Genomic DNA, 23,818 nt, shown 5'->3' with positions numbered 1-23,818 from the left:
CCGGCGGGGGCGGGCCCCCTCGTTCCGCCACCTCCGGCGGGATCCCGTCAGCCGACGGCGGAAGAGCCCGGCGGGGCTTGCCACCCCCCTCCCCGGATGGGGGAGGATGGCGGGATCCGTACGAAGGGAAATTCACGGTGACCATCGACCCGTCCTCGATTCCGAACTTCGGGGGCCAGCCCCAGCCGCAGCCCCAAGGACCGGCGGGCCCCGTCGTCCCGGATCAGGACCTCGTGAAGCAGCTCCTCGACCAGATGGAGCTGAAGTACGTCGTCGACGAGGAGGGAGACCTCGCAGCGCCGTGGGAGCAGTTCCGTACCTACTTCATGTTCCGCGGCGAGGGTGACCAGCAGGTCTTCTCGGTGCGCACGTTCTACGACCGGCCGCACAAGATCGAGGAGAAGCCCCAGCTCCTGGAGTCGATCGACGACTGGAACCGGCGCACGCTGTGGCCCAAGGTCTACACCCACACCCATGACGACGGCACGGTCCGCCTGATCGGCGAGGCCCAGATGCTGATCGGTCCCGGGGTGAACCTGGAGTTCTTCGTGTCCTCCACGGTGAGCTGGGTGCGCGCGGCGATCGAGTTCGACCGCTGGCTGATCGAACAGCTCGGCCTGGAGCAGGAGGTCAACGAGGCGGAGAAGCCCGAGGACGACGGCGAGTAACCGCCCGCTCCGGCCCAGGGGCCCACCCTCCGTGCGCCCACCGTCCACAGCCTGTGGACGGTGGCACGGCGGGACAGCCTCCCCCGGCCCGCGAGCGCCCGGCACGCCCGGGGCGCCCGGGACAGCCGTCCCTACCCCGCGAGCGTCTTCAGGCGCCCCACCGCCTCCTCCAGCACGGCCGTCCGCTTGCAGAACGCGAACCGCACGAACGGCGCCCCCGCCTCCCGGTCGTCGTAGAAGACCGCGTTCGGGACGGCCACCACCCCCGCGCGCTCCGGCAGCGCCCGGCAGAACGCGAAACCGTCGCTCTCGCCCAGCGGCCGGATGTCGGTGGTGACGAAGTACGTCCCGGCCGGGCGGAAGACCCCGAAGCCCGCCTCCGCCAGCCCCGCCGCCAGCAGATCCCGCTTGGCCGCCAGCTCCGCCCGGAACGCCGTGAAGTACTCCTCCGGCAGCGCCAGCGCCTCCGCCACCGCGTACTGGAACGGCCCCGAGGCGACATACGTCAGGAACTGCTTCGCCGACCGCACCGCCGCCACCAGCTCCGGCGCGCCCGTCACCCAGCCGACCTTCCAGCCGGTGAACGAGAACGTCTTGCCCGCCGAGCCGATCGTGACCGTCCGCTCCCGCATCCCCGGGAAGGTCGCCAGCGGCACATGCCCGGCCCCGTCGAACACCAGATGCTCGTACACCTCGTCCGTGACCACCAGCAGATCCCGCTCCACCGCCAGCGCGGCGATCACCGCCAGCTCCTCCCGGGTGAGGACCGTGCCGGTCGGATTGTGCGGGGTGTTGATCAGCAGCAGCCGGGTGCGGTCGGTCACCGCGTCCCGCAGCTCGTCCAGGTCCAGTCGGAACGCGCCCTCGCGCGGGCGCAGTGTCACCGGCACGCGCCGGGCGCCCGCCATCGCGATACAGGCCGCGTACGAGTCGTAGTACGGCTCCAGCGCGATCACCTCGTCGCCGGGTTCCAGCAGGGCCAGCAGGGCGGCGGCGATGGCCTCGGTGGCGCCGGCGGTGACCAGCACCCCGGTGTCCGGGTCGGGGGTCAGACCGTAGTACCGGGCCTGGTGCGCGGCGACGGCGGTGCGCAGTTCCGGTACGCCCGGACCCGGCGGGTACTGGTTGCCCCGGCCGTCGCGCAGCGCCCGTACCGCCGCCTCCCGGATCTCCTCGGGGCCGTCGGTGTCCGGGAAGCCCTGGCCCAGATTGATGGCCCCGGTCCGCACCGCGAGGGCGGACATCTCGGCGAAGATCGTCGTCCCGAACTCGGCGAGACGGCGGTTGAGGGCGGGGCGCGTGGCTGAGGTCATGCGGGTCATCCTGCGCGCAAGCTCTGGAGTTCCTCAACTCGGCTTTGAGGCGTGCACGCCGAGGGCATCCCCCGTTCACGCACAACACGGGACACCCACGGGGGGCCGTCCCGGGGGGATTCGGAAGGAGGATGACGCCATGGTTCTCGGCATCGTCCTGTTCGTCGCAGTGGTGTGGATCGCGCTGTTCGTCGTCGTCGCCGTCGTGCTGAGGCGGACCCGGAGCCTGCGCGGGCGGCCGAGCGCCCGGTCGGGGCGCGGCAGGTCGTACGGGTCGGGCGAGGGCGGCGCCGCCGGGGCCGTCGGCAGCGACGGCGGAAGCTGGTGGAGCGGTTCGTCCGGCGGCGGCCACTCCTGCGGGGGCGGTTCGTCCTCGTCGTCCTGCGGAGGCGGTGGAGGCGGCGGTGGATGCGGTGGAGGCGGCGGCTGACACGGGGCAGCCGGGCTCCTGAAGGGGGATGCGCATCCACCCGCCGAGCGCCCGCCGGGACCTCGCGTCCCGGCGGGCGCTCGTACGCCGGGGGATCCGCGACCGCGTACGCCCGTCCGGCACGGCGTACGCCGTAGTTGAACAGTTGAGCTGAGGAGCCCTCTGAGGGATGGAAACCCCACGAACTTGGGTAAAAACGCTGTGGGGGCACCGCAGTTCATGATTCCCTCTAAATCACCAACGCGGCCCCCTCGGATGTCCTTCGGACACCTCTGCTCACGGGGCTGACCGGGCCGATCCTCCCGGTGGCGACCGGGGTGCGCCGGACCCACACACCGCCTCTCTCTCTTTTGCGTGCTATGCGGAGCCGACCCATGCTCACGACCCTGAACACCTCGTACACCGACACGCGCGCGGCCGATCTCGCCTGGACCCTCGGGCGCGAGCCGCTGCCCGCACTCGCCACCCTCGACCTCGAACTGGCCGGAGCCAGAGTCCAGTTGAGACTGCTCGGCGCCTCCCACCAGGTCCTCCTGGAGGAGGAGCGGGCCACCTGCTCGGAGACCGTGGCCTGCATCCCGGGCAGCAGCACCCCCCTGCCGCTCGGCGTGGCCAAACGCGTGGGCGACTGGGAGTACGAATTCGCCGCCCGCGTCGAGGCCCTGTCCCCGGGCTCCTTCGCCGGCCGCGCCCAGGAACTCCTCGCCCTGGTCTCCGACCATCCCAACGGACTGGCCGGGGTCTTCCCGGGCAGCCCGCACGCCTTCACCGCGATGCTGGCCCAGCGCCACGAGGGCCAGGTCCACTGGCGCACCTGGCACGCCTACCCCCAGGACGGCCAACTCGTGGCGACCCGGACCAGGGTGGGGGTGCGGACACCGGCGACCGTGCGGTGACGGGGCCCGGTCCAGGACCGTCCCGCCCGGCGGCCGGTGAAACCCGGGACAGCCCGCGGGCGGCGAGTTCCACACGTGTGGGTGACAAGACGCACCGCACCGGTGACGTAACGTCGCAGTCGTGATCGACCCGCACGCCCCGGCCCCGCCCGGCCCCCCGCCGCCCTGGGGCACCCCTGGGGGACCGGCCGCCGTGCGACTGCCCGTGCGGCCCGCCACCGGCCGGTTCCTGGTCCTGGCCTGCGTCTTCGTCTGCGCCGCCTGCGGCCTGGTCTACGAGCTGGAACTGGTCGCCCTCGCCTCGTACTTGATAGGCGACTCGGTCACCCAGGCGTCCATCGTGCTGTCCGTGATGGTCTTCGCCATGGGCATCGGATCGCTCGCCGCGAAACGGCTGCGCCGGCTCGGCGCGGCCGGATTCGGCGCGGTCGAGGCCGTCCTCGCCCTGGTCGGCGGATGCAGCGCGATGGCCCTCTACGCGGTCTTCGCCTGGACCGGCGACTGGGGCGGTCTGTGGTCCCACGGCCCCCGGCTCCTCCTGGTCGCCTTCTCCCTGGCCACCGGGCTGCTCATCGGCGCCGAGGTCCCGCTGCTGATGGAGCTGATCCAGCGCATCCGCCGCCAGGACGCGGGCGGCGCGGTCGCCGACCTGTTCGCCGCGGACTACGTCGGCGCGCTGGTCGGCGGCCTCGCCTTCCCCTTTCTGCTGCTGCCCTTCCTCGGCCAGCTCACCGGGGCGCTGCTCACCGGCACCGTCAATGTGATCGCCGGCGGCGCCCTGGTGCTGGGCCTCTTCCACGGCGACCTCACCCGCCGTGCCCGCTGGCTGCTGCTGACCGCCAATGTCACCGTGCTCGGCCTGCTCGCCTCCGCCGCCGTCCTCGTCGACGACTTCGAACGCGCCGCCCGCCACGCCGTCTACGGCCAGGACGTCCGGGTCGCCGTGCAGAGCGAGGTCCAGGAGGTCGTCCTCACCGGCGGCACCCACGGCAAGCCCTTCGCGCTCTTCCTCGACGGCCGGCTCCGGGTCAGCGGCCGGGACGAGCGGCGCTACCACGAGGCGCTGGTCCACCCCGCGATGACCGGCCCCCACGAGCGCGTCCTGGTCCTCGGCGGCGGGGACGGCCTCGCCGCCCGCGAGGTGCTGCGCCACCCCGGGGTGCGCCGTGTCGACCTCGTGGAACTGGACCCGGAGGTGGTCCGCCTGGCCCGCCAGGACCCCGCCCTGGCCGCCCTCAACGGGCATGTACACGGCGACCCCCGGGTCCGGGTCACCGTCGCCGACGCCTTCGCCTGGCTGCGCTCGGCCCCGACCGGCTCGTACGACGTGGTGATCACCGATCTGCCGGACCCGGCCATCACCGACAGCACGAAGCTGTACTCGCAGGAGTTCTACGGGCTCGCCCGGCGCGCGCTCGCCCCCGGCGGGCGCCTCGCGGTGCACGCCGGGCCGCTCGCCAGCCGCCCGCGCGGCTTCTGGACCGTCGACACCACCCTGCGCGCCGCCGGACTGCACACCTCCCCCTATGCCGTCGGCGGCGGCACCACCGGGTTCGCGGCCGGACCCGACCGCTCCACCGGCACCCCCGAGCGGCCCCACGACTGGGGGTTCGTGCTGGCCGCCCCGGGCGCGGCGCCCCCGCTGCGGCTCGCCGAGCGCCCCCGGCCCGCCACCCTGACCCCGGACGCGCTGGCCCTGGGCGCGCGGGCGGCCGAGCGGACCCGGATCGGCGGTCTCGCCGTGTCCACGCTGGTGCATCCGCGCTACTGAATCCCCGGTGGCACGGGTGCGATTCCGGCCCTGCTGGGTAGGCTCCACCGACATGGAGCTTGAGGTCCTCATTCCGGTTGCCGCCGAGCGGCTCAGGGCGGTGCTCGACGACCCGGCCCGGGTCGCCGGGGCGCTCCCCGGACTCCAGCGGGACGCCGGGCAGGCGCCGGATGCGGGTCAGGCGCGGGACACCGGGCAGGCGCGGGACACCGGGGAGGCGCCGGGCGCGGGTGCGTCGCCGGTGACGGCCGGGCGGCTGAAGCTGCGGATCGGGCAGACGACCATCACCTACCGGGGGACCCTGCGGGTCGCTCCCCGGGGGGACGGGTCGTACGGGGTGTCCCTGGAGGGGGCCGAGGTGCGGGGCGACGGGGTGGTCGCGCTGGAGCTGGTCCTCACCCTGAGAGAGGGCGGCGAGGGCGACGGGGGCACGGTGGTGGTGCTCGCCGGGGGCGGGAGCGTGGGCGGGCGGATCGCGGATCTGCCGGGGGACGCGGTGCGGTCGGCGCTGGCGAGGCTGGTGAACCGGTTCGCCGAGAACGCCGATGCCGCTGCGGACGCGGACACCGCTGCCGACGCGGAAACCGACACCGACGCCGACACCGATGCCGATACCGACGCCGAGCCGGTCGAGCCGGAGACCGGGAGGGCCCCCTCGTCGTTGGAGGGGCTTGTGGACGACGAGATGCCCGCGACCCCCTCCGGGGCCGCCGACGAACCCCCCGCCGAGGCCGCGCACGCGCGCCGGACGATGATCGGGCGCAGCGCGGAGGAGGTGGACCACGCGCCGCCGCGCGGGCGCTACGCGCCGGTCCCGGCGCCCCAGACGGTGGCGCCGAGCAGTGCGCTGCGCTGGGCCGCGCCGGCCGCGGCGATCGCCCTCGCGTCGGCCATCGTGGTGACCCGGGCGCTGCGGAGACGGCGGTGAGGGGCGGGTCCGGTCCGGGGGTGGCTGCGGGTGCGGCTGCGGGTGCGTGGCGGGCCGGTCGCGCCCACGCGGCGGAGCCGCGTACGACCACAGCCCCGCGCCCCTGAGGGCGTCGCCGCTCAGGGCCGTCTACTAGGGTCTGGTGGGTGAGTGACCACGACATCACCCTGACCTCGGGGGACGCCCGGCTGACGGTCTCCCCCGCGCACGGCGGGCGGCTCGCGAGTCTTCGGATCGACGGCACCGAGCTGCTGCGCCAGGGGGAGCGGTACGGCTGCTTCCCGATGGTTCCCTGGTGCGGGCGGACCCGCGACGGGCGGTTCCGGAACGGGAACACCGTCCACCAGTTGCCCCTCAACTCCCCGCCGCACGCCATCCACGGCACCGCCCGCGACGGCGCCTGGCGCACCGCGCGGGTCTCGGCGGACGAGGCGGTGATCACCTACGACCTCGCCGACCCCTGGCCCTACCCCGGCCGGGTCACCCAGGTGGTGGCCCTGACACCGGAGAGTCTGACCCTGACCCTGGCGATCGAGACGTACGACAACTCCTTCCCGGCGCAGCTCGGCTGGCATCCCTGGTTCCGGCGGAGCCCGGACGGCTGGCCCGGGGCGGAGATCGGCTTCCGGCCGGGGTGGCAGGAGGAGCGCGGGGACGACCATCTGCCCACCGGGAAGCGGATCGAGCCCCGGCCCGGCCCCTGGGACGACTGCTTCGGGATGCCCGACGGCGTCGAGGTCACCCTCACCTGGCCCGAGCGGCTGGAGCTGACCGTCACCAGCCCCGAGAAGTGGGTCGTGCTCTACGACGAGCAGGAGGACGCGGTCTGTGTGGAGCCGCAGACCGGCCCGCCGGACGGGCTGAACACCGGACCGCGCCTGGTCACCCCGCTGGAGCCGCTGGAGGCCACCACCACCTGGCGCTGGCGGCGCCTCTAAGCTGGTCGGTATGACGGACGTACGGGGCGAGCTGCTCCAGCAGATCAAGGACAAGGCCGTGGTGCACGGCAGGGTGACGCTCTCCTCCGGCCTGGAGGCCGACTACTACGTCGATCTGCGCCGGGTCACCCTGGACGGCGAGGCCGCCCCCCTGGTCGGTTCGGTGCTGCTCGATCTGACCGAGGGCCTGGAGTTCGACGCGGTCGGCGGGCTCACCATGGGCGCCGACCCGGTGGCCGCGAGCATGCTGCACGCCGCCGCCGCCCGGGGGCGCAGGCTGGACGCGTTCGTCGTCCGCAAGGCCGCCAAGGCGCACGGGCTCCAGCGCCGGGTGGAGGGGCCGGACATCGCCGGGCGCCGGGTGGTGGTGGTCGAGGACACCTCCACCACCGGGGGTTCCCCGCTGGAGGCCGTGGCGGCGGTACGGGAGGCCGGGGCCGAGGTCGTCGCCGTCGCGACCATCGTCGACCGGGCGACCGGCGCCGCCGAGAAGATCGAGCGGGGCGCCGGGGTGCCGTACCTCTTCGCGTACTCCAAGGACGAGCTGGGTCTGGGCTGAGACAGGACTCCGCCGGGCCGGGTCCGTCTGGAAAGATGGGCGCGACGACGGCGTCATCTCTCTCAGGTCTAGGTCAGGGCCTTTCGCTGCACACGCAGTACACCCACCCGCACATACAAGGAGCGGACAGATGCCCATCGCAACCCCCGAGGTCTACAACGAGATGCTCGACCGGGCGAAGGCAGGCAGGTTCGCCTACCCGGCCATCAACGTGACCTCGTCCCAGACCCTGCACGCTGCCCTGCGCGGCTTCGCGGAGGCCGAGAGCGACGGCATCATCCAGATCTCGACCGGCGGTGCCGAGTTCCTGGGCGGCCAGCACAGCAAGGACATGGTCACCGGCGCGGTGGCGCTCGCCGAGTTCGCGCACATCGTCGCCAAGAAGTACGACGTGACGGTGGCCCTGCACACCGACCACTGTCCCAAGGACAAGCTGGACGGGTACGTCCGCCCGCTGCTCGCGGTGTCCGCGGAGCGGGTCGCCCGCGGCGAGAACCCGCTGTTCCAGTCGCACATGTGGGACGGCTCCGCCGAGACCCTCGCCGACAACCTCGCCATCGGCCAGGAGCTGCTGGCCGTCGCCGCCGCCGCGAAGATCATCCTGGAGGTGGAGATCACCCCGACCGGCGGTGAGGAGGACGGCGTCACCCACGAGATCAACGACGACCTGTACACCACCGTCGAGGACGCCATCCGCACCGCCGAGGCGCTCGGTCTCGGCGAGAAGGGCCGCTATCTGCTCGCCGCGTCCTTCGGCAATGTCCACGGTGTCTACAAGCCGGGCAATGTCGTGCTCCGCCCCGAGCTGCTCAAGGACCTGAACGAGGGCGTCGCCGCCAAGTTCGGCCGCCCGGCCGACGCCAAGGTGTTCGACTTCGTCTTCCACGGCGGCTCCGGCTCCACCGAGGACGAGATCCGCACCGCGCTGGAGAACGGCGTCGTCAAGATGAACATCGACACCGACACCCAGTACGCCTTCACGCGTCCGGTGGTCGGCCACATGTTCGCGAACTACGACGGTGTGCTGAAGGTGGACGGCGAGGTCGGCTCCAAGAAGACCTACGACCCGCGCACCTGGGGCAAGCTGGCCGAGGCGGGCATGGCGGCGCGGGTCGTCGAGGCGTGCGGGAACCTGCGGTCGGCGGGGCAGAAGCTGAAGTAGGACAGTTTCCGGAGGGGAGTTCCCCGAGGGGAGTTCCCTGACGGTTCCCCGGACGGTTCGGGGAACAGTTCCCTGAGGGGACAGAGGTTCTGTGGCGAGCCCGGCGTCATCGCGCCGGGCTCGCTGTATATCTGGGGGATGCCTGACGTCCGGATCTCCTCACCGCAGGGCAAGTGGCTCCTGTTCACCACCGTCCTCGGCTCCAGCATGGCGCTGCTGGACTCGACCGTCGTCAATGTGGCCCTCCCGCGCATCGGCGAGGACCTGGACACCGATCTCGCGGCCCTCCAGTGGACCGTCAACGCCTACATGCTCACCCTCGCCGGGCTGATTCTGCTCGGCGGCTCCCTCGGCGACCGCTACGGACGCCGCAAGGTCTTCCTCATCGGCGTGGTCTGGTTCGCCGTGGCCTCGCTGCTGTGCGGGCTCGCCCCGAACGCCGAGGTGCTGATCGCCGCGCGCGCCCTCCAGGGCATCGGCGGGGCGCTGCTGACGCCGGGCTCGCTGGCCCTGATCCAGGCGTCCTTCCACCCCGACGACCGGGGGCGCGCGGTCGGCCTGTGGTCCGGGTTCGGCGGCATCGGGGCGGCCGTGGGACCGTTCCTGGGCGGCTGGCTGGTGGACGGTCCCGGCTGGCGCTGGGTGTTCCTGCTGAACGTCCCGCTGGCACTGGTGTGCGTGCCGGTCGCGCTGCGGCACGTACCGGAGTCCTCCGACAACAAGGCGCACGGGCGGTTCGACGTCCTCGGGGCCGTGCTGGGGGCGCTGGCGCTGGCGCTGGTGACCTACGCGCTGATCGAGGCGCGGTCGGGGGCGCTCACGGTGGTGGTGACGGCGGTCGCGGGGGTGGCGGCCGGGGTCGCCTTCGTCATGGTGGAGCGGCGGCGGCCGGATCCGATGATGCCGCTGGACATCTTCGCGTCCCGCCAGTTCACCGCCGTCAACCTGGTCACCCTCTGTGTGTACGCGGCGTTCGGCGGGTTCTTCTTCCTGGCCGTCCTCCAGTTGCAGGTGGTCTCCGGTTACTCCGCCCTCCAGGCCGGTACGGCACTGCTGCCGACGACGGTCCTGATGCTGCTCTTCTCCGCCCGCTCCGGGGAACTCGCCGACCGGATCGGCCCCCGCATCCCGCTCACCGTCGGCCCGCTGCTCAGCGCGGGCGGCCTGCTGCTGATGACCCGGGTCGGCCCGGACGCCTCCTACCTCACGGACGTGCTGCCCGCGCTGCTGGTGATGGGCCTCGGCATGGTCACCCTGGTGGCGCCGCTCACCGCGACCGTGCTGGCCTCCGTGGACACCGCGCGGGCGGGGCTGGCCAGCGGTATCAACAACGCGGCGGCGCGGGCGGCCGGCCTGGTCGCCGTCGCCGCGCTGCCGCTGCTCGCCGGGATGAGCGAGGACGCGTACCGCTCCGCGCCCGCGTTCGACAGCGCGTTCGGGCGGGCGATGGTGATCTGCGCGGGGGTGCTGGTGGTGGGGTCGGCGGTCGCCTTCGCGACGGTCCGGCGCCCGCCGCCGGACTGCACCCGGCCGGAGTGCAACGGCCGCGGCGGGGTGCTGACCCCGCCGCTGGAACCGGGGGTGAAGTCCGGGGGGAAGCTGGGGGAGGGGGTGTAAGGGGTGTAGGGGGTGTAGGGGAGGTGGGGGGGGGATCCCGTAGGGGGTCTGAGGTCGTGGGGGGATCCGGGGGGCGTGGGCGGATCCCTTGGGGGGGATCCGAGGGCGGTGGGCGGATCCCTTGGGGGGATCCGGGGGCGTCGCGTCGGGTGGCCGATGTACGAGACTGGACCCCATGACGATTCACGAGAACCTCCTCGGGGGCCCGCCCCCCACCCACCTCCCCGACGACCCCGAGCCCCGTGAGCTGCTGGCCGGCGGCACCCCCGCCGCCGAGGTCGCCGCGAAGTACCCGACCTCCTCGCTGGCCTGGGCGGTCCTCGCCGACGACGCCTTCGAGCGGGGCAGCGCGGTCGAGTCGTACGCGTACGCCCGTACCGGCTACCACCGGGGGCTGGACGCGCTGCGGCGCAGCGGCTGGAAGGGGCACGGCCCGGTGCCCTGGGAGCACGAGCCGAACCGCGGCTTCCTGCGCGCGCTGCACGCCCTCGCCCGGTCGGCGCAGGCGATCGGGGAGCAGGAGGAGTACGAGCGCTGCACCCAGTTCCTGAAGGACTCCTCGCCGACGGCGGCGCAGACGCTGGGCTGAGCGGCTCCCGCTGTGCGTGGTGCCCCCGGGTCACACCTTGCGAGGTGGCGGGGGCACACCGCAGGATGCCAGGTGGGGACCGGGGCCCCCGTGCCGGCATCGGCAGGGGCGGACCGCTACCCGGAGCAACAACAGGAGACAGCGATGTCCCACGAGGCTCACGAGCCCGCGGCTCCGCATCTCGACTTCCAGGGGACCACCCCGTACGAGGACTACGTCAGGGCGGACGTACTCACCCACCTCCAGCACACCCTCTCCGACGATCCCGGAGAGATGGTCTTCCTGGTCACGACCCAGGTCATGGAGCTGTGGTTCACGGTGATCGTCCATGAGTGGGAGACCGCGGCGCGTGCCCTGCGCGCGGACGACGTCCCCACCGCGATCGACGCCCTCAAGCGGTCCGTACACGAGCTGGAGGCGCTGAACGCCTCCTGGAGGCCGCTCGGCCGGCTCACCCCGCAGCAGTTCAACTCCTACCGGAGCGCCCTCGGCGACGGCTCCGGCTTCCAGTCGGCGATGTACCGGCGGATGGAGTTCCTGCTCGGCGAGAAGTCCGCGTCCATGCTGGTCCCGCACCGCGGCGCGCCGCGCGTGCACGGCGAGCTGGCGAAGGCGCTGCACGAACCGAGCCTGTACGACGAGGTCCTGCGGCTGCTGGCCCGCCGGGGGCACGCGGTGCCGGAGGCGGTGGTGACCCGGGACGTGTCCCTGCGGTACGAGGCGGACGACGCGGTGGAGGGCGTGTGGGCGCGGGTGTACGGCGGGGAGGGTGACGCGGGTGGTGACGGGGGCGGTGACCTCGTGCGGCTGGGGGAGGCGCTGACGGACGTCGCGGAGCTGGTCTGGCGCTGGCGCAACGACCATCTGGTGGCGACCCGGCGCGCGATGGGCGCCAAGGCCGGGACGGGGGGTTCGGCGGGGGTGGCCTGGCTGGAGAAGCGGGCCCGGAAGAACGTGTTTCCCGAGCTGTGGACGGCGCGGTCCCATGTCTGAGCGGGGGATGGGGCGGGCCGACCTGGCGCCTGCGGCCGGGAAGCTGGACGCCGGTGACCCGCTCGCCGGGAAGCGGGCGGCGTTCGTCCTCGACGGGACGGTGTACCTGGACGGGAACTCGCTGGGCGCGCTGCCCGCGCACGTCCCCGCGCGCGTGGCGGATGTCATCGGGCGCCAGTGGGGTGAGCTGCGGATCCGCTCCTGGGAGGAGAGCGGCTGGTGGACCGCGCCGGAACGGATCGGCGACCGGATCGCTCCGCTGGTGGGGGCGGGTCCTGGGCAGATCGTGGTCGGTGATTCGACGAGTGTGAATGTGTTCAAGGCGGTGGTGGCGGGGGTTCGGATGGGGGCCGGGGGGCTTGGCGGGCCGGGTGAAGGGGGGCCTGGTGAGCGGGGGATCGGTGAAGGGGCGCCGCTTGGTGTGCGGGGGGCCGGTGATGCGGTGTCCGGTGCCCGGGGGTCCGGTGATGTGGTGTCCGATGCCCGGGGGTCCGGTGCAGGGGTGTCCGGTGTGCGGGACGAGATCCTCGTTGACGCGGGGACGTTCCCCACGGACGGGTACATCGCCGAGTCCGCCGCGCGGCTTACGGGGTGTACGGTCCGGGCGGTGCGGCCGGAGGAGGTGCCGGGCGCCCTGAGCGGGCGTACGGCGGTGGTCCTGCTGAACCACGTCGACTACCGCACCGGACGGCTGTACGACCTGCCCGGTCTGACGGCCGCCGTCCGGGAGGCGGGCGCGGTCTCGGTCTGGGACCTGTGCCACAGCGCGGGCGCGCTGCCGGTGGGGCTGGACGAGCACGGGGTCGACCTCGCGGTCGGCTGCACCTACAAGTACCTCAACGGGGGGCCGGGTTCACCGGCGTACCTGTATGTGAGCCGGGCCCGGCAGAGCGGCTTCGACTCGCCGCTGCCCGGCTGGAACTCGCACGCCGAGCCGTTCGGGATGCGCGCCTCCTACGAACCGGCGCCGGGCGCGCTGCGCGGGCGGGTCGGCACGCCGGACATCCTGTCGATGCTGGCGCTGGAGGCGGCACTTGAGGTGTGGGACGGGGTCTCCCTGGCGGAGGTCCGGGCGAAGTCGCTGGCCCTGACGGACTTCTTCCTGGAGTGCGTGGCGGCGTATGTGCTGGCGGGGCGGGTGGAGTGTGTGACGCCGAGGGCGCACGCGGAGCGGGGGAGCCAGGTCGCCCTGCGGTGCGGTGACGCCGGGGCGGTGATGCGGGAGTTGATCGCGCGGGGGATCGTCGGCGACTTCCGGCATCCCGATGTCCTCCGTTTCGGTTTCACGCCGCTGTATGTGGGGTTCGCCGAGGTGGAGCGGGCGGCGCGGGTGTTGGGGGAGGTGGTGGCGGGCGCCGAGGGGCGGGGGGTGTAGGGGGTGTACGGGGTGTAGGGGCGGGGGGTGTAGGGGGTAGCTGTTCTGCGGGGGCCCTGTGCCGGGTCCCCGCGGGTACTGCGGTCGGTCGTGCCGTCTCGTGCCCGTCTCGGGTCGTCCCGCGCCCGTCCCGTCCGGTGCCCGTGCCGTCTCGTGTCGTGACGTATGTGGTGTATGTGGCGGGTGGTGGTCCGGCACAACAGAACCGTTTTCCCCTCACCCTGCGTGACATCCGCGTGTCCCCGCATGTCACCCGCCTGGTACCGTCCCCGCCAACGGCCGAATCCCCACCTGGTCCGCCACCCACTCCCCCCGCGCGAAAGCCGGGGAGGTACCCCGTCGTTGAGAGGTTGGAGCATGCCGGACGACGTCGCCGCAGCCAGGGCCGCCGTGGCAGCCGCCGAGGAGGCGTCGGCCTTCTCGCACCCGCCCGTCGCCCCCGACGCCACCGCCGCGTACGGCGACCACCCCGACCAGGTGATCGACTTCTACGCCCCGAGGGCGACCGTCGAGTCCGATTCATCCGCTCTCGCCCCGCTTGTGGTCGTGCTGCATGGGGGTGCGTGGCGCTCCGCGTACGACCGTCGGCACATCGCCCCGTTCGCCGGGTTCCTGGCGCGCAGGGGTTTCGCGGTGGCCAATGTCGAGTACCGGCGCGGGGGTTCGGACGCCGGGCCGGGCGAGCGGGGCGGGGCGGGGGCAGGTGGCGGGGAGGGGGCTTCGCCCGCTCCGGCGGGGCGGTGGCCGGACACCTTCGACGACGTCGTCACCGCGCTCGATGCCCTCCCCGCCCTGGTCCGGGAGGCCCTCCCGCAGGCCGACCCCCGCCGTACCGTCGTCGCCGGTCACTCGGCCGGCGGCCATCTCGCGCTGTGGGCGGCGGCCCGGCACGTCCTGCCCGCCGACGCCCCGTCCCACTGGCGTACCCCCCGTCCCGCACCCCTGCGCGGGGTCGTCGCCCTCGCGCCGATCGCCGACTTCGCGGTCGCGGAGAAGCTGGAGGTGTGCGGTGGGGCTGCCGCCCAACTCCTGGGCGGGGCGGGAGAGTTCGCGGTCCGCCGACCGTACGCGGACCCGGCCCTGCTGCTCCCGACCGGGATCGCCACGACGCTGGTCCAGGGCGTGACGGACGCGGTGGTGCCGAAAGCGGTCGCCGAGTCGTACGCGGAGGCGGCGGCGAAGGCGGGGGAGATGGTGGGGTTGACGCTGCTGGCGGATGTGGGGCACTTTCCGCTGATCGACCCGGCGGCGGACGCGTGTGCGGTGGTGGTGGAGGAGATCGCGCAGTTGGCTTGGTGAGGGGGTGAGGGGAGGGGCTGGGGGCTGGGGGGCTGGGGGGCTCTGGGTGGTTGGGCGTGGCGGGCGTGGGCCCCTGGGGTGTGCGCCGGGGGCGTGGGCCTGGAGGGCTTGGGCCGGAGGGGTGTGGGCCCGAGGGGTGTGGGCCGGGGTCATACCCGTAGTACCTGAGAGGGACTCGCCGGAACCGCTCCCTGGCGGGACGCGAGTGACCGGCGGAGATCCGTAACTTCCCCTTTGGAACGGCCCGGTGGACGGGCCGAGGGGGAGGTACGGACATGGGCCGGGGTGTGGGCCGCGGCGCGGGCCGGGATGTGGGCCGGGGTGTGGATCGGCGCGACGCGGGCGGCGGGCAGGTGCAGGCGGGCCGCCGTACCCGGGGGCGATGGTTCCGTGCGCTGCTGGCCGCTCTCGTCATGGCCGCCCTGGTCGTCCCCCTCGCCGCCGCCACCCGTCCCCGGGTCCCCGCGCCCGCGCCGGCCGACCTGGGCCGGATCACGGCGGCGACGCTCGGTGCGGCGTACGCGGCGAACCGCGCCAACGCCGCCGAGGCGGCCCGGATGGCCGAGGACCACGGCGACCGCCACCGCGCGGCGATGGAGCGCGCGATGGCCCGGGACCCCGCCCGGCAGTTCCTCGCCTTCGACGGCCGGGGACCGGGTCTGGCCACCGAGGTCTTCGGCGACCTGGCGGGCGCCGACCGGATCGCCGTCCTCATACCCGGCTCCGACACCACGCTCGACACATACGCCCGCTTCCGCGCCACTGCGGTCTCCCTGCACCGGCATCTCGCGGCACGGCACCCCCGTACCGCGGTGATCGCCTGGCTGGGCTACGAGACACCGGGCACGGTCGGTACGGCGGTCATGACCACGACCCGCGCGCAGGAGGCGGCCCCGGAGCTGGCGGAGTCCGTCGCCGCCCTGTACGGGATAGCGGGAAGGGACACCGAGATCTCCCTCCTGTGCCACTCCTACGGCTCGGTGGTCTGCGCCCGCGCGGCCCCCGCGCTGGAGGCGGAGGGGCTCCCGGTCGCCGACCTCGTCCTCCTCGGCAGCCCGGGGACGGGCGTGGACCGGGCCTCGGACCTGCGCACCTCGGCCAGGGTCTGGGCGGGCCGAGGCGCCCGGGACTGGATCGCGGACGTACCGCATGCGCGGGCCGACCTGCTCGGTACGACGGTCGGCTTCGGCACCGACCCGATGTCCCCGGCGTACGGGGCCCGCCGCTTCGCGGCCGGTTCCGCCGGGCACGGCGGGTACTTCGCGCCGGGCTCGGAGTCGCTGGCCAACCTCGCCCGGATCGTCCTCGGCGAGACCGCGGAGGTGAGCCATGACTGACCGACCGCACGCGCTCGGCGCCGCGCTCCGCCACCGCGCCCGCCGCCTCGACGCGGCCACACCCCCGGGGCGCGACCGTGCGGTGGACGCCCTGCGGGCCTTCGCGATCCTCGGGGTGGTGCTGGGCCACTGGCTGGTGACGGCGCTGGTGGCCGAGGGCGACACCCTGCGCGCGGCGAGCCCGCTGGACCCGATGCCCTGGCTGGCGCCGGTGTCCTGGCTGTTCCAGACGCTGGCGGTGTTCTTCCTGGTGGGCGGGCAGGTCGCGACCCGGAGCCTGGCCTCCGCGCGGGCCCGTGGGGTCGGCTACCGCCCCTGGCTGGCGGCCCGGCTGTCGCGGCTGTTCGCCCCGGTGGCCGCCGTCCTCACCCTGTGGACGGCGACCGCCCTCGCGCTGCTGCTGGCCTCGGCCGACCTCACGACCCTGCACACCCTGCTGAAACTCGCTCTGTCCCCCCTGTGGTTCCTGCTGGTCTTCGCCGTGTTGACGGCGGCGACCCCGCTGCTGACCCGGCTCGGTCCGCTGTGGCCGCTGGCGGTGGTGCTGCACATCGACCTCATCCGCTTCGGTCTCGGCGGCCCCGACGCGCTGGGCTGGGTGAATCTGGCGGCGGGCTGGCTGGTGCCGTACACCCTGGGCGCGGCCTGGACCCGGGGTGAGCTGGAGCGGCCCCGCGCGGGCTGGACCCTGCTGATCGGCGGGGCGGTGGCGACGGCCGGGCTGATGGCGTGGGCGGGGTATCCGGCCTCGATGGTCGGGGTGCCGGGCACCGAGGTGTCCAACCTCAACCCGCCGACGCTGGCGGCGGTCACCTTCGGTCTGGCGCAGTGCGGTGCGGCCCTGCTGCTGCGCGGACCGTTGCGCCGCTGGATGCGCCGCCCGGTGGCCTGGGCGGCGGTGGCGCTGCTCAATCTCTCGGCGATGACGATATTCCTCTGGCACCAGACGGCGATGATGGCGACGACGGCCACGGCCCTGCTCGCCGGCCGCCTGCCCGGTCTGCACACCCGCCCCGACGACCTGACCTGGATCGCCCACCGGCTGGCCTGGCTCCCGGTGTTCGCCCTGGCGCTGGGAGTGTGCTGGGTGGCGTTCCGCTCCCGCGAGCGGACCGGCCCCACCGACCCCCGCACAGCGAAAGCCACCGCCCCGAACCCGTCGGCACCCCCACCACTCCCGCGCCGAGAACCGGCAACGACAGCGACATCAACAGCGACTACGAAGGGGGCGGACCGATGTCTAGGGTGAGCGGTATGAACGGCAGGGGGAACGGGGACGAGCGCCCCGGGAGGAACGCGGGGAAGGACGGCGCCCCGGACCCGGCGGCCACCCGGCGACGAGGCACGAACCCGGCAGCCGCCGGACCGCGAGGCACGGACCCGGCGGCCACCGGGCCGGACGGCACGGCCCCCGTGACCGGGCGTCGGCGACCCGCCGCTCCCGCCGCTCCCGCGGCGGACACCTGGCTCGACCCGCGCCGCGCCACCACCTGGCTGCGCGGCCTGGGCACCGACCTGAGGACCCTGTCGTACGACCCGATGCCCCCGTCCCTGTGGCTGCGCTGGGTGCCGCACGGGCTGGTGGTCCTGCTGGCGACCCTGGTCCTGGTGGCCGACCTCGACCAGCTCTCCGACGCGTATCGGCTCGGCATCCAGTCCGCCGTGGCCCTTTCCCTGGTCCAGAGCGCGGCGGTGGTGCTGGGGCCGTGGTTCCCGGCGGCGGCGTGCTGGCTGTCGCTGGCGACGGCGACGGTGACGGCGCTGGACGCGCGCGAGAGCCTGCTCTACTTCCCCGGGACCCAGGGCGCGCCCTGGCCCTGGGCACCGCCCGCGCTGGGCGCGCACGCGATCGTGCTGTTCCTGCTGGCGCTGCGGGTGCGGCCGGCGGTGTCGGCGACGGCTCTCGGGGTGAGCGCGCTGGTCACCTGGATCGTGCAGGGCCTGCTGGGCGCTTCGGGCTACAGCTCGACGGGTGCCGTCGCGGTGGCGGTGTTCGCGGCGGTCACCCTGGTCGGGGCGGCGCTGCGCGGAAGCCGGGTGGCGCGGGTGAAGCTGGTGGAGCAGACCGGGATCACGGAGGAGGAGCGCGCCCGGCGCACCCTGCTGGAGGAGCGCAGCCGGATCGCCCGTGAACTGCACGATGTGGTGGCCCACCACATGTCGGTGATCTCCATACAGGCGCAGGTGGCCCCCCACCTGGTGGAGAACCCGCCGGACGCGCTGAAGGAGAACCTCGACGGCATCCGCCAGAACGCCCTGGAGGCGCTCACCGAACTGCGCAGGGTGCTGGGTGTCCTGCGGTCGGAGCACCCCGGTGACGCGGAGGGCCTGGCGACCGGTGCCGCGCCGCACGCCCCGCAGCCCACGCTGGACCGGCTGGACGACCTGATCGACAACACCCGGGCGGCGGGTCTGAGGATCACCACGGACATCGTGGGCGAGCCGAGCCGCCCCTACCCGCAGGGGGTGGAGCTGTCCGCGTACCGGATCGTGCAGGAGGCGCTGAGCAACGCGTTGCGGCACGCGCCGGGTTCGGACGTCCGGGTGGAGATCACCCACTTCCCGGAGGGCCTGTACCTGGGGGTGATCAACTCCCGTCCGAGCCGCCCGGTGCAGCCGTCGCCGGGTGCGGGACACGGGCTGCTCGGGATGCGGGAGCGGGCGACGATGCTGGGCGGCCAGCTCACCGCGACCAGAACCCTGCACGGCGGCTTCTCGGTGTCTGCGTTCCTGCCGAGGGACGGGACGTCGGCGACGGCCCGCACCGACTTCCCGGACGGACCCGCCCGGCCGGACCTCTCCCTGTACCTGAAGGACATCTGATGACCAGCGGCACGATCCGCGTACTGATCGCCGACGACCAGCAGATGGTCCGGCAGGGCTTCACCGTGCTGCTCAACACGCAGTCCGACATCGAGGTGGTCGGCCAGGCGGTGAACGGCCTGGAGGCGGTGGCGATGACGGCGGAGCTGACGCCGGACGTCGTCCTCATGGACATCCGGATGCCGGAGCTGGGCGGCATTGAGGCGACCCGCAGGGTCACCACCGCGACCGCCCTGACCAAGGTCCTGGTCCTGACCACCTTCGACCTCGACGAGTACGTCTACGAGGCCCTGCGAGCCGGGGCCTCCGGCTTCCTCCTGAAGGACGCCTCGGCGGACCAACTGGCCGAGGCGGTCCGCGTGGTGGCGGCCGGTGACGCCCTGCTGGCCCCCGGCATCACCCGCCGCCTGATCGCCGAGTTCTCCCGCCTGGACGCGCCCCCGCCGACCCCCCTGAAGCAACGCGTCGCGGACCTCACGGAACGCGAGACGGAGGTCCTCGTCCTGATCGCCGGCGGCCTGTCCAACGCGGAGATCGCCCGGCAGCTCGTGGTCGCCGAACAGACGGTGAAGACCCACGTCAGCCGCATCCTGGTCAAACTCGGCCTGCGCGACCGCACCCAGGCAGCGGTGTTCGCCTACGAGTCGGGCGTGGTGCGCCCTACGGGGTACTGACCGGGAGCCCTCCCGCCGGGATGCCCATGGCGCCGGTCGGGGCTGTGCCGAACGAGCGAGTCCTGCACGATTCCAAGGAGCGTCCGCGTGGTTGAGACGTCGAACAAGGTCGGGACCGGGACCGGGACCGGGAGCGGGAGCGGGGCCGCCGAGTACAGCGCGAAGAGTTTCTTCGTCGGCCTGCTCATTCTCTGTGTTCTGGGTGGCGGCGGCTGGTTCGGATACGTGCAGATCTTCACCAAGGGAGTCGAGCGGCTTCCCGCCCGGGTGTGCGACGACGCGGTGGACCGCGGAACGGTGACGCGGGCGCTGCCGTCCGCTCGCACGGCGGAGGAAGAAGCCGGTCGAAAGGGCGAGGGCGAGAGTCTCCGGTTCTCCTGCCGTATCGCCACCAGCTCCGATTCCCTACTCTCCGGACACGCGCGGATCGATGACGCGTCCGTGCGGACCTGGCAGAACCGCAATGGAGTGGGCGCGGGCGGCGACGCCGTGCACGTGTCGTCGGGCGGAGTCGAAGCCCTGGCACAACGGGACTCGGACAGCGGGTGGTCATCCGTCTATGTCGCCTGTGTCCCACGGGGAGCGGACGCGGGTGACGCCTCCCAGTCCTTCGCCCTCATCGCCGAGGGCAGTGTGGTCGGGGACAGCGGAGCGACCGGCGCGGAGCTGCGCCAGGCGGTGACGGACTTCTCCTATCAGCTCGCCGCGCACGCCTATGCCCTCGCCGGCTGCGAGGAAGCCCGCCCGCTGCCCGAGCGGCTCCCCCGCTACGGAGACCGGTGAGCCGGGCCACGGAACCATCTGAGCCGGGTCACGGAAACCATCTGAGCGAGCCACGGAAACCATCGGACCGCCCCTCCGAGCGGGCCCCGCCCGCAGCCTCCCCCTCTCCCCGCAGCCTCCCCCTCCCTCCCCGCAGACCTTCCTCCCCCTGCGGACCTGCCCCTCCACCCCGTAGTACCTGAGACGGACCCCCCACGACCCTTCTCACTGGTGACGACGGTGGGGTGGGGTGGCGCATACCGTTTTCTGTGTGAGTGAGACAACCCAGACGATTCCCACCTCGCCGGAGGCCGACGGCGGGGCGTATCAGCGCAGTCCGGAGTTCCGGGCGGCCGTGGATGCCCTGCGGGGGCTGCGGCAGGACCTTGTGGAGGACGCGTTCGCCTACCGGCCGCTGCCCCGGATGAGCATGGACGGGCCGTTCACCCGCCGGCTGCGGGGGCGGGCGCGGGAGTACGTGGCCTACACACCGCAAGCCGCGGTGGGCGCCCTCGGCCTGCTCGCCTTTCTGAACGGATGGTTCAGCGGATCGTTCAGCCCGGTCCCCCTGCTGACCGCCCTGCTGGCCCTGGTGCCGGTGCTCGCGACCCTGGTGCGGCCGGTCGGCGCCTTCTGGATGTCCATGGCCGCGACCCCGATCGCGACGATGTTCAGTGGCGCGTGGCACGACTGGCCCTGGTCGGCAGGCACCTTCACCAGCCATCTCGCCGTGCTGACCGTGGTCGCCCTGCGCACCCGGCCGCGCACCGCCGCCTGGATGTGGGTGCTGACCGCGCTGTACGGGCTGCTCACCGACGCCGTCGTCGGCGGCGGGTTCGACGGCGGCGGGACCTTCGGCCCCATGCTGTTCGTCTCCGCGCTGATCCTGCTCGCCGTCTCCGTCCGGTACATCCGGCGCGAGGCCAAGGACAAGGTCATACAGGCCCAGCAGGAGGTCACCGCCCAGCAGACCGTCACCGAGCACGAGCGCTCCAAGCGCACCCTGCTGGAGGAGCGCACCACCATCGCCCGCGAACTGCACGATGTGGTGGCGCACCATATGTCCGTGGTCGCCATCCAGGCGGAGGCGGCGCCCTACCGGGTCGAGAACCCTCCGCCCGAGCTGGAGCGCGCCTTCGCCACCATCCGGGAGAACGCCGTCTCGGCCCTCACGGAACTGCGCCGGGTCCTCGGCGTCGTCCGCGCGGAGGACTACGAGGCCCCCGACGCCCCGCAGCCCACCCTCGGCGACCTGGACCGGCTGCTCGACAACGTCCGGGACGCCGGCCTGGAGGTGGACAAGACGGTGACGGGCGCGGTGCGGGAGCTGCCGCAGGGCGTGGAGCTGTCGGCCTACCGGATAGTGCAGGAGGCGCTCAGCAACACGCTGCGCCACGCGCCGGGCGCCCCCGCGCGGGTCGAGGTGGGTTATGTGCTGGGCGGGCTGGGGCTGCGCATAGTGAACGACCCGCCGCCCAACCCGTCCCTGATCAAGCCCTCCCCCGGCGCGGGGCACGGCATCACCGGGATGCGCGAGCGGGTCTCCATGCTGAGCGGCGAGATGACGGCGGGGGCGGTGGACGGCGGAGGGTACGAGGTGGCGGTGTTCCTGCCGGTCGCCCGGGTGAGCGAGGGGGGTGAGGCATGACGATCCGGGTGCTGATCGCGGACGATCAGATGATGGTGCGCGAGGGCTTCTCGGTCCTGCTGAACGCGATGCCGGACATCGAGGTCGTCGGCGAGGCGGTCAATGGCCGCGAGGCGGTCGAGCGGGTGCGCGAGCTGGCGCCGGACGTGGTGCTGATGGACATCCGGATGCCCGAGATGAACGGGATCGAGGCCACCCGGGAGATCATCGCGGCGGACGGCGGGGCCAAGGTGCTGGTGCTGACCACCTTCGACCTGGACGAGTACGTGTATCAGGCGCTGCGGGCGGGGGCCTCCGGGTTTCTGCTCAAGGACGCCTCGGCGCGGCAGCTCGCGGAGGGGGTGCGGGTGGTGGCCGGCGGGGAGGCGTTGCTGGCGCCGTCGGTCACCCGGCGGCTGATCACCGAGTTCTCGAAGCTGTCCGACGCCCCGCGGGGCATGGCCGCCGCCCAGGCGGCCTACGGGGAGCTGACCGAGCGGGAGACGGAGGTGCTGGTGCTGATCGCGCAGGGGCTGTCCAACTCGGAGATCGCCGAGCGGCTGGTCGTCGCCGAGTCCACCATCAAGACCCATGTCAGCCGGGTCCTGGTGAAGCTCGGACTGAGAGACCGCACCCAGGCCGCCGTCTTCGCCTACGAGGCCCGGCTCGTGACCCCCGGGTGAGCGGGAGGGGCCGGGTGGGCGGGGCGAAGGCCGCGCGGGACCGGGCCGCGCGGCGACTGCGGCGGCCGTTCCTTCGACCGTCGGGAACGGTCTGGTCAGGGGGGCGGGCGGCGGGCTAGCGTCCGGGCATGGCAAAGATGGCAAAGGGTGAGATTTCGCAGGTGTTCGATCCGTGGGACCCGGCCTTTCTGGCGGATCCGTATCCGGCGTACGCGGAGCTGCGGGCGCGGGGGCGGGTGATCCGGTACGAGCCGAGCGATCAGTGGCTGGTGCCGCATCACGCGGATGTGTCGGCGCTGCTGCGGGACCGGCGGCTGGGGCGGTCGTATCAGCACCGGTTCTCGCACCAGGACTTCGGGCGGACGGCGCCGCCGGCTGAGCAGGAGCCCTTCCACACGCTGAACGACCACGGGATGCTCGATCTGGAGCCGCCGGACCACACCCGGATCAGAAGGCTGGTGTCGAAGGCGTTCACCCCGCGGACGGTGGAGCGGCTGAAGCCGTATGTGGAGCGGCTGGCGGGGGAGCTGGTGGACGGGCTGGTGCGGGAGGGCGGGGGCGATCTGCTGGCGGATGTGGCGGAGCCGCTGCCGGTGGCGGTGATCGCGGAGATGCTGGGGATCCCGGAGAGCGAGCGGGCGCCGTTGCGGCCCTGGTCGGCGGACATCTGCGGGATGTACGAGCTGGCCCCGTCGCCGGAGACGGCGCGGCGGGCGGTGCGGGCGTCGGTGGAGTTCTCGGAGTATCTGCGGGAGCTGATCGCCGAGCGGCGCAAGGAGCCGGGGGAGGATCTGATCTCCGGGCTGATCGAGGCGCACGACGAGGGGGACCGGCTGACCGAGCAGGAGATGATCTCCACGGCGGTGCTGCTGCTCAACGCGGGGCACGAGGCGACGGTGAACGCGACGGTCAACGGGTGGTGGGCGCTGTTCCGCAACCCGGACCAGTTGGCGGCGCTGCGGGCGGATCACTCGCTGGTGCCGTCGGCGGTGGAGGAGCTGATGCGGTACGACACGCCGTTGCAGTTGTTCGAGCGGTGGGTGCTGGACGACATCGAGATCGACGGGGAGGTGATCCCGCGGGGGTCGGAGCTGGCGCTGCTCTTCGGTTCGGCGAACCATGACCCGGCCGTGTTCACCGCGCCCGAGCGGCTCGATCTCACCCGGGCCGACAACCCGCACATCTCCTTCAGCGCCGGGATCCACTACTGCATCGGCGCCCCGCTGGCCCGGATCGAACTCGCCGCCTCCATGACCGCCCTGCTCGACCGGGCACCAGGGCTGCGCCTCAGCACCGAGCCCGACCGCAAGCCGAATTTCGTCATCCGGGGATTGGAGGGACTGAGAGTGGAGGTCTAAGGCGGGTGCGGGACGG

The 23,818-nt window shown here is 73.2% G+C and carries 22 protein-coding genes; 21 read left to right on the top strand and 1 reads right to left on the bottom strand.

Going from position 1 to position 23,818, the window contains the following annotated elements; translation table 11 throughout:
- Positions 1-137: 137 nt before the first annotated feature.
- Complete coding sequence (locus tag AB0O01_RS20930; RefSeq protein ID WP_365315300.1) at positions 138-668, top strand: YbjN domain-containing protein; 531 nt, start codon at positions 138-140, stop codon at positions 666-668.
- A gap of 131 nt (positions 669-799) precedes the next feature.
- Here AB0O01_RS20930 and AB0O01_RS20925 read toward each other — a convergent pair whose 3' ends face one another.
- Positions 800-1,990 carry a pyridoxal phosphate-dependent aminotransferase gene (locus AB0O01_RS20925; protein ID WP_365315298.1) on the bottom strand — a complete coding sequence of 397 codons (1,191 nt, stop codon included), beginning with the start codon at positions 1,988-1,990 and terminating at the stop codon, positions 800-802.
- A 130-nt stretch (positions 1,991-2,120) separates the two neighbouring features.
- On the opposite strand from AB0O01_RS20925, the gene AB0O01_RS20920 reads away from it, so the two are divergent.
- From AB0O01_RS20920 to AB0O01_RS20825, 20 genes are all read left to right on the top strand, one after another.
- Positions 2,121-2,411, top strand: coding sequence for a hypothetical protein (locus AB0O01_RS20920; RefSeq protein ID WP_365315296.1), 291 nt, complete (start codon positions 2,121-2,123; stop codon positions 2,409-2,411).
- 374 nt (positions 2,412-2,785) lie between these two features.
- Positions 2,786-3,307, top strand: a complete 522-nt coding sequence (locus tag AB0O01_RS20915; RefSeq protein ID WP_365315295.1) for a DUF2617 family protein — start codon at positions 2,786-2,788, stop codon at positions 3,305-3,307.
- A gap of 121 nt (positions 3,308-3,428) precedes the next feature.
- Positions 3,429-5,078, top strand: coding sequence for a polyamine aminopropyltransferase (locus AB0O01_RS20910; protein WP_365315293.1), 1,650 nt, complete (start codon positions 3,429-3,431; stop codon positions 5,076-5,078).
- Positions 5,079-5,130: 52 nt separating this feature from the next.
- A complete protein-coding gene (locus AB0O01_RS20905) occupies positions 5,131-6,006 on the top strand; it encodes a carbon monoxide dehydrogenase subunit G (RefSeq protein WP_365315291.1) in 876 nt (291 codons plus the stop codon).
- 146 nt (positions 6,007-6,152) lie between these two features.
- A complete protein-coding gene (locus AB0O01_RS20900) occupies positions 6,153-6,944 on the top strand; it encodes an aldose 1-epimerase (RefSeq protein WP_365315290.1) in 792 nt (263 codons plus the stop codon).
- 10 nt (positions 6,945-6,954) lie between these two features.
- Positions 6,955-7,503 (top strand): orotate phosphoribosyltransferase, encoded by a 549-nt coding sequence (gene pyrE, locus AB0O01_RS20895; protein ID WP_365315288.1) that lies wholly within the window; start codon positions 6,955-6,957, stop codon positions 7,501-7,503.
- Between the two features lie 130 nt (positions 7,504-7,633).
- Complete coding sequence (fbaA, locus tag AB0O01_RS20890) at positions 7,634-8,665, top strand: class II fructose-bisphosphate aldolase (protein ID WP_365315286.1); 1,032 nt, start codon at positions 7,634-7,636, stop codon at positions 8,663-8,665.
- A gap of 138 nt (positions 8,666-8,803) precedes the next feature.
- Positions 8,804-10,282: an MFS transporter gene (locus AB0O01_RS20885; RefSeq protein WP_365315285.1), complete on the top strand. Its 1,479-nt coding sequence runs from the start codon at positions 8,804-8,806 to the stop codon at positions 10,280-10,282.
- A 175-nt stretch (positions 10,283-10,457) separates the two neighbouring features.
- Positions 10,458-10,871, top strand: a complete 414-nt coding sequence (locus AB0O01_RS20880; RefSeq protein ID WP_365315284.1) for a DUF3151 domain-containing protein — start codon at positions 10,458-10,460, stop codon at positions 10,869-10,871.
- Between the two features lie 144 nt (positions 10,872-11,015).
- Complete coding sequence (locus AB0O01_RS20875; protein ID WP_365315283.1) at positions 11,016-11,864, top strand: tryptophan 2,3-dioxygenase family protein; 849 nt, start codon at positions 11,016-11,018, stop codon at positions 11,862-11,864.
- Positions 11,857-13,239, top strand: a complete 1,383-nt coding sequence (locus AB0O01_RS20870) for an aminotransferase class V-fold PLP-dependent enzyme (RefSeq protein ID WP_365315281.1) — start codon at positions 11,857-11,859, stop codon at positions 13,237-13,239. Before AB0O01_RS20875 ends, AB0O01_RS20870 begins: the two co-directional genes overlap by 8 nt.
- A gap of 357 nt (positions 13,240-13,596) precedes the next feature.
- Positions 13,597-14,538, top strand: a complete 942-nt coding sequence (locus AB0O01_RS20865) for an alpha/beta hydrolase (RefSeq protein WP_365315280.1) — start codon at positions 13,597-13,599, stop codon at positions 14,536-14,538.
- A 275-nt stretch (positions 14,539-14,813) separates the two neighbouring features.
- Positions 14,814-15,875: an alpha/beta hydrolase gene (locus AB0O01_RS20860; protein ID WP_365315278.1), complete on the top strand. Its 1,062-nt coding sequence runs from the start codon at positions 14,814-14,816 to the stop codon at positions 15,873-15,875.
- On the top strand, positions 15,868-17,124 hold the full coding sequence (locus AB0O01_RS20855; protein ID WP_365315276.1) for an acyltransferase: 1,257 nt from the start codon (positions 15,868-15,870) through the stop codon (positions 17,122-17,124). The genes AB0O01_RS20860 and AB0O01_RS20855 overlap by 8 nt, the downstream gene beginning before the upstream one ends.
- Positions 17,125-17,414: 290 nt before the next feature.
- On the top strand, positions 17,415-18,698 hold the full coding sequence (locus tag AB0O01_RS20850; protein WP_365315482.1) for a sensor histidine kinase: 1,284 nt from the start codon (positions 17,415-17,417) through the stop codon (positions 18,696-18,698).
- Complete coding sequence (locus AB0O01_RS20845; protein ID WP_365315274.1) at positions 18,698-19,372, top strand: response regulator transcription factor; 675 nt, start codon at positions 18,698-18,700, stop codon at positions 19,370-19,372. The genes AB0O01_RS20850 and AB0O01_RS20845 overlap by 1 nt, the downstream gene beginning before the upstream one ends.
- Before the next feature lie 87 nt (positions 19,373-19,459).
- Positions 19,460-20,155, top strand: a complete 696-nt coding sequence (locus AB0O01_RS20840) for a hypothetical protein (RefSeq protein WP_365315273.1) — start codon at positions 19,460-19,462, stop codon at positions 20,153-20,155.
- Positions 20,156-20,405: 250 nt separating this feature from the next.
- Positions 20,406-21,782, top strand: coding sequence for a histidine kinase (locus AB0O01_RS20835; RefSeq protein ID WP_365315271.1), 1,377 nt, complete (start codon positions 20,406-20,408; stop codon positions 21,780-21,782).
- Positions 21,779-22,444, top strand: coding sequence for a response regulator transcription factor (locus AB0O01_RS20830; RefSeq protein WP_365315269.1), 666 nt, complete (start codon positions 21,779-21,781; stop codon positions 22,442-22,444). Before AB0O01_RS20835 ends, AB0O01_RS20830 begins: the two co-directional genes overlap by 4 nt.
- 128 nt (positions 22,445-22,572) lie before the next feature.
- A complete protein-coding gene (locus AB0O01_RS20825) occupies positions 22,573-23,802 on the top strand; it encodes a cytochrome P450 (RefSeq protein WP_365315267.1) in 1,230 nt (409 codons plus the stop codon).
- The last annotated feature ends 16 nt before the right edge of the window (positions 23,803-23,818 follow it).

The sequence above is a fragment of the Streptomyces sp. NPDC093252 genome (assembly GCF_040683675.1).
Taxonomy (GTDB): domain Bacteria; phylum Actinomycetota; class Actinomycetes; order Streptomycetales; family Streptomycetaceae; genus Streptomyces.
This window is presented reverse-complemented; position numbering and strand designations above follow the sequence as displayed.

Excerpts from the sequence above, each read along its gene's own strand:
- AB0O01_RS20915 (WP_365315295.1), top strand. The coding sequence starts at position 2,786 with ATGCTCACGACCCTGAACACCTCGTACACCGACACGCGCGCGGCCGAT.
- AB0O01_RS20925 (WP_365315298.1), bottom strand. The coding sequence starts at position 1,990 with ATGACCCGCATGACCTCAGCCACGCGCCCCGCCCTCAACCGCCGTCTC.
- AB0O01_RS20855 (WP_365315276.1), top strand. The coding sequence starts at position 15,868 with ATGACTGACCGACCGCACGCGCTCGGCGCCGCGCTCCGCCACCGCGCC.
- AB0O01_RS20870 (WP_365315281.1), top strand. The coding sequence starts at position 11,857 with ATGTCTGAGCGGGGGATGGGGCGGGCCGACCTGGCGCCTGCGGCCGGG.
- AB0O01_RS20885 (WP_365315285.1), top strand. The coding sequence starts at position 8,804 with ATGCCTGACGTCCGGATCTCCTCACCGCAGGGCAAGTGGCTCCTGTTC.
- AB0O01_RS20860 (WP_365315278.1), top strand. The coding sequence starts at position 14,814 with ATGGGCCGGGGTGTGGGCCGCGGCGCGGGCCGGGATGTGGGCCGGGGT.
- fbaA (WP_365315286.1), top strand. The coding sequence starts at position 7,634 with ATGCCCATCGCAACCCCCGAGGTCTACAACGAGATGCTCGACCGGGCG.
- AB0O01_RS20825 (WP_365315267.1), top strand. The coding sequence starts at position 22,573 with ATGGCAAAGATGGCAAAGGGTGAGATTTCGCAGGTGTTCGATCCGTGG.
- AB0O01_RS20905 (WP_365315291.1), top strand. The coding sequence starts at position 5,131 with ATGGAGCTTGAGGTCCTCATTCCGGTTGCCGCCGAGCGGCTCAGGGCG.
- AB0O01_RS20845 (WP_365315274.1), top strand. The coding sequence starts at position 18,698 with ATGACCAGCGGCACGATCCGCGTACTGATCGCCGACGACCAGCAGATG.
- AB0O01_RS20865 (WP_365315280.1), top strand. The coding sequence starts at position 13,597 with ATGCCGGACGACGTCGCCGCAGCCAGGGCCGCCGTGGCAGCCGCCGAG.
- pyrE (WP_365315288.1), top strand. The coding sequence starts at position 6,955 with ATGACGGACGTACGGGGCGAGCTGCTCCAGCAGATCAAGGACAAGGCC.
- AB0O01_RS20830 (WP_365315269.1), top strand. The coding sequence starts at position 21,779 with ATGACGATCCGGGTGCTGATCGCGGACGATCAGATGATGGTGCGCGAG.
- AB0O01_RS20920 (WP_365315296.1), top strand. The coding sequence starts at position 2,121 with ATGGTTCTCGGCATCGTCCTGTTCGTCGCAGTGGTGTGGATCGCGCTG.
- AB0O01_RS20850 (WP_365315482.1), top strand. The coding sequence starts at position 17,415 with ATGCCCCCGTCCCTGTGGCTGCGCTGGGTGCCGCACGGGCTGGTGGTC.
- AB0O01_RS20875 (WP_365315283.1), top strand. The coding sequence starts at position 11,016 with ATGTCCCACGAGGCTCACGAGCCCGCGGCTCCGCATCTCGACTTCCAG.
- AB0O01_RS20880 (WP_365315284.1), top strand. The coding sequence starts at position 10,458 with ATGACGATTCACGAGAACCTCCTCGGGGGCCCGCCCCCCACCCACCTC.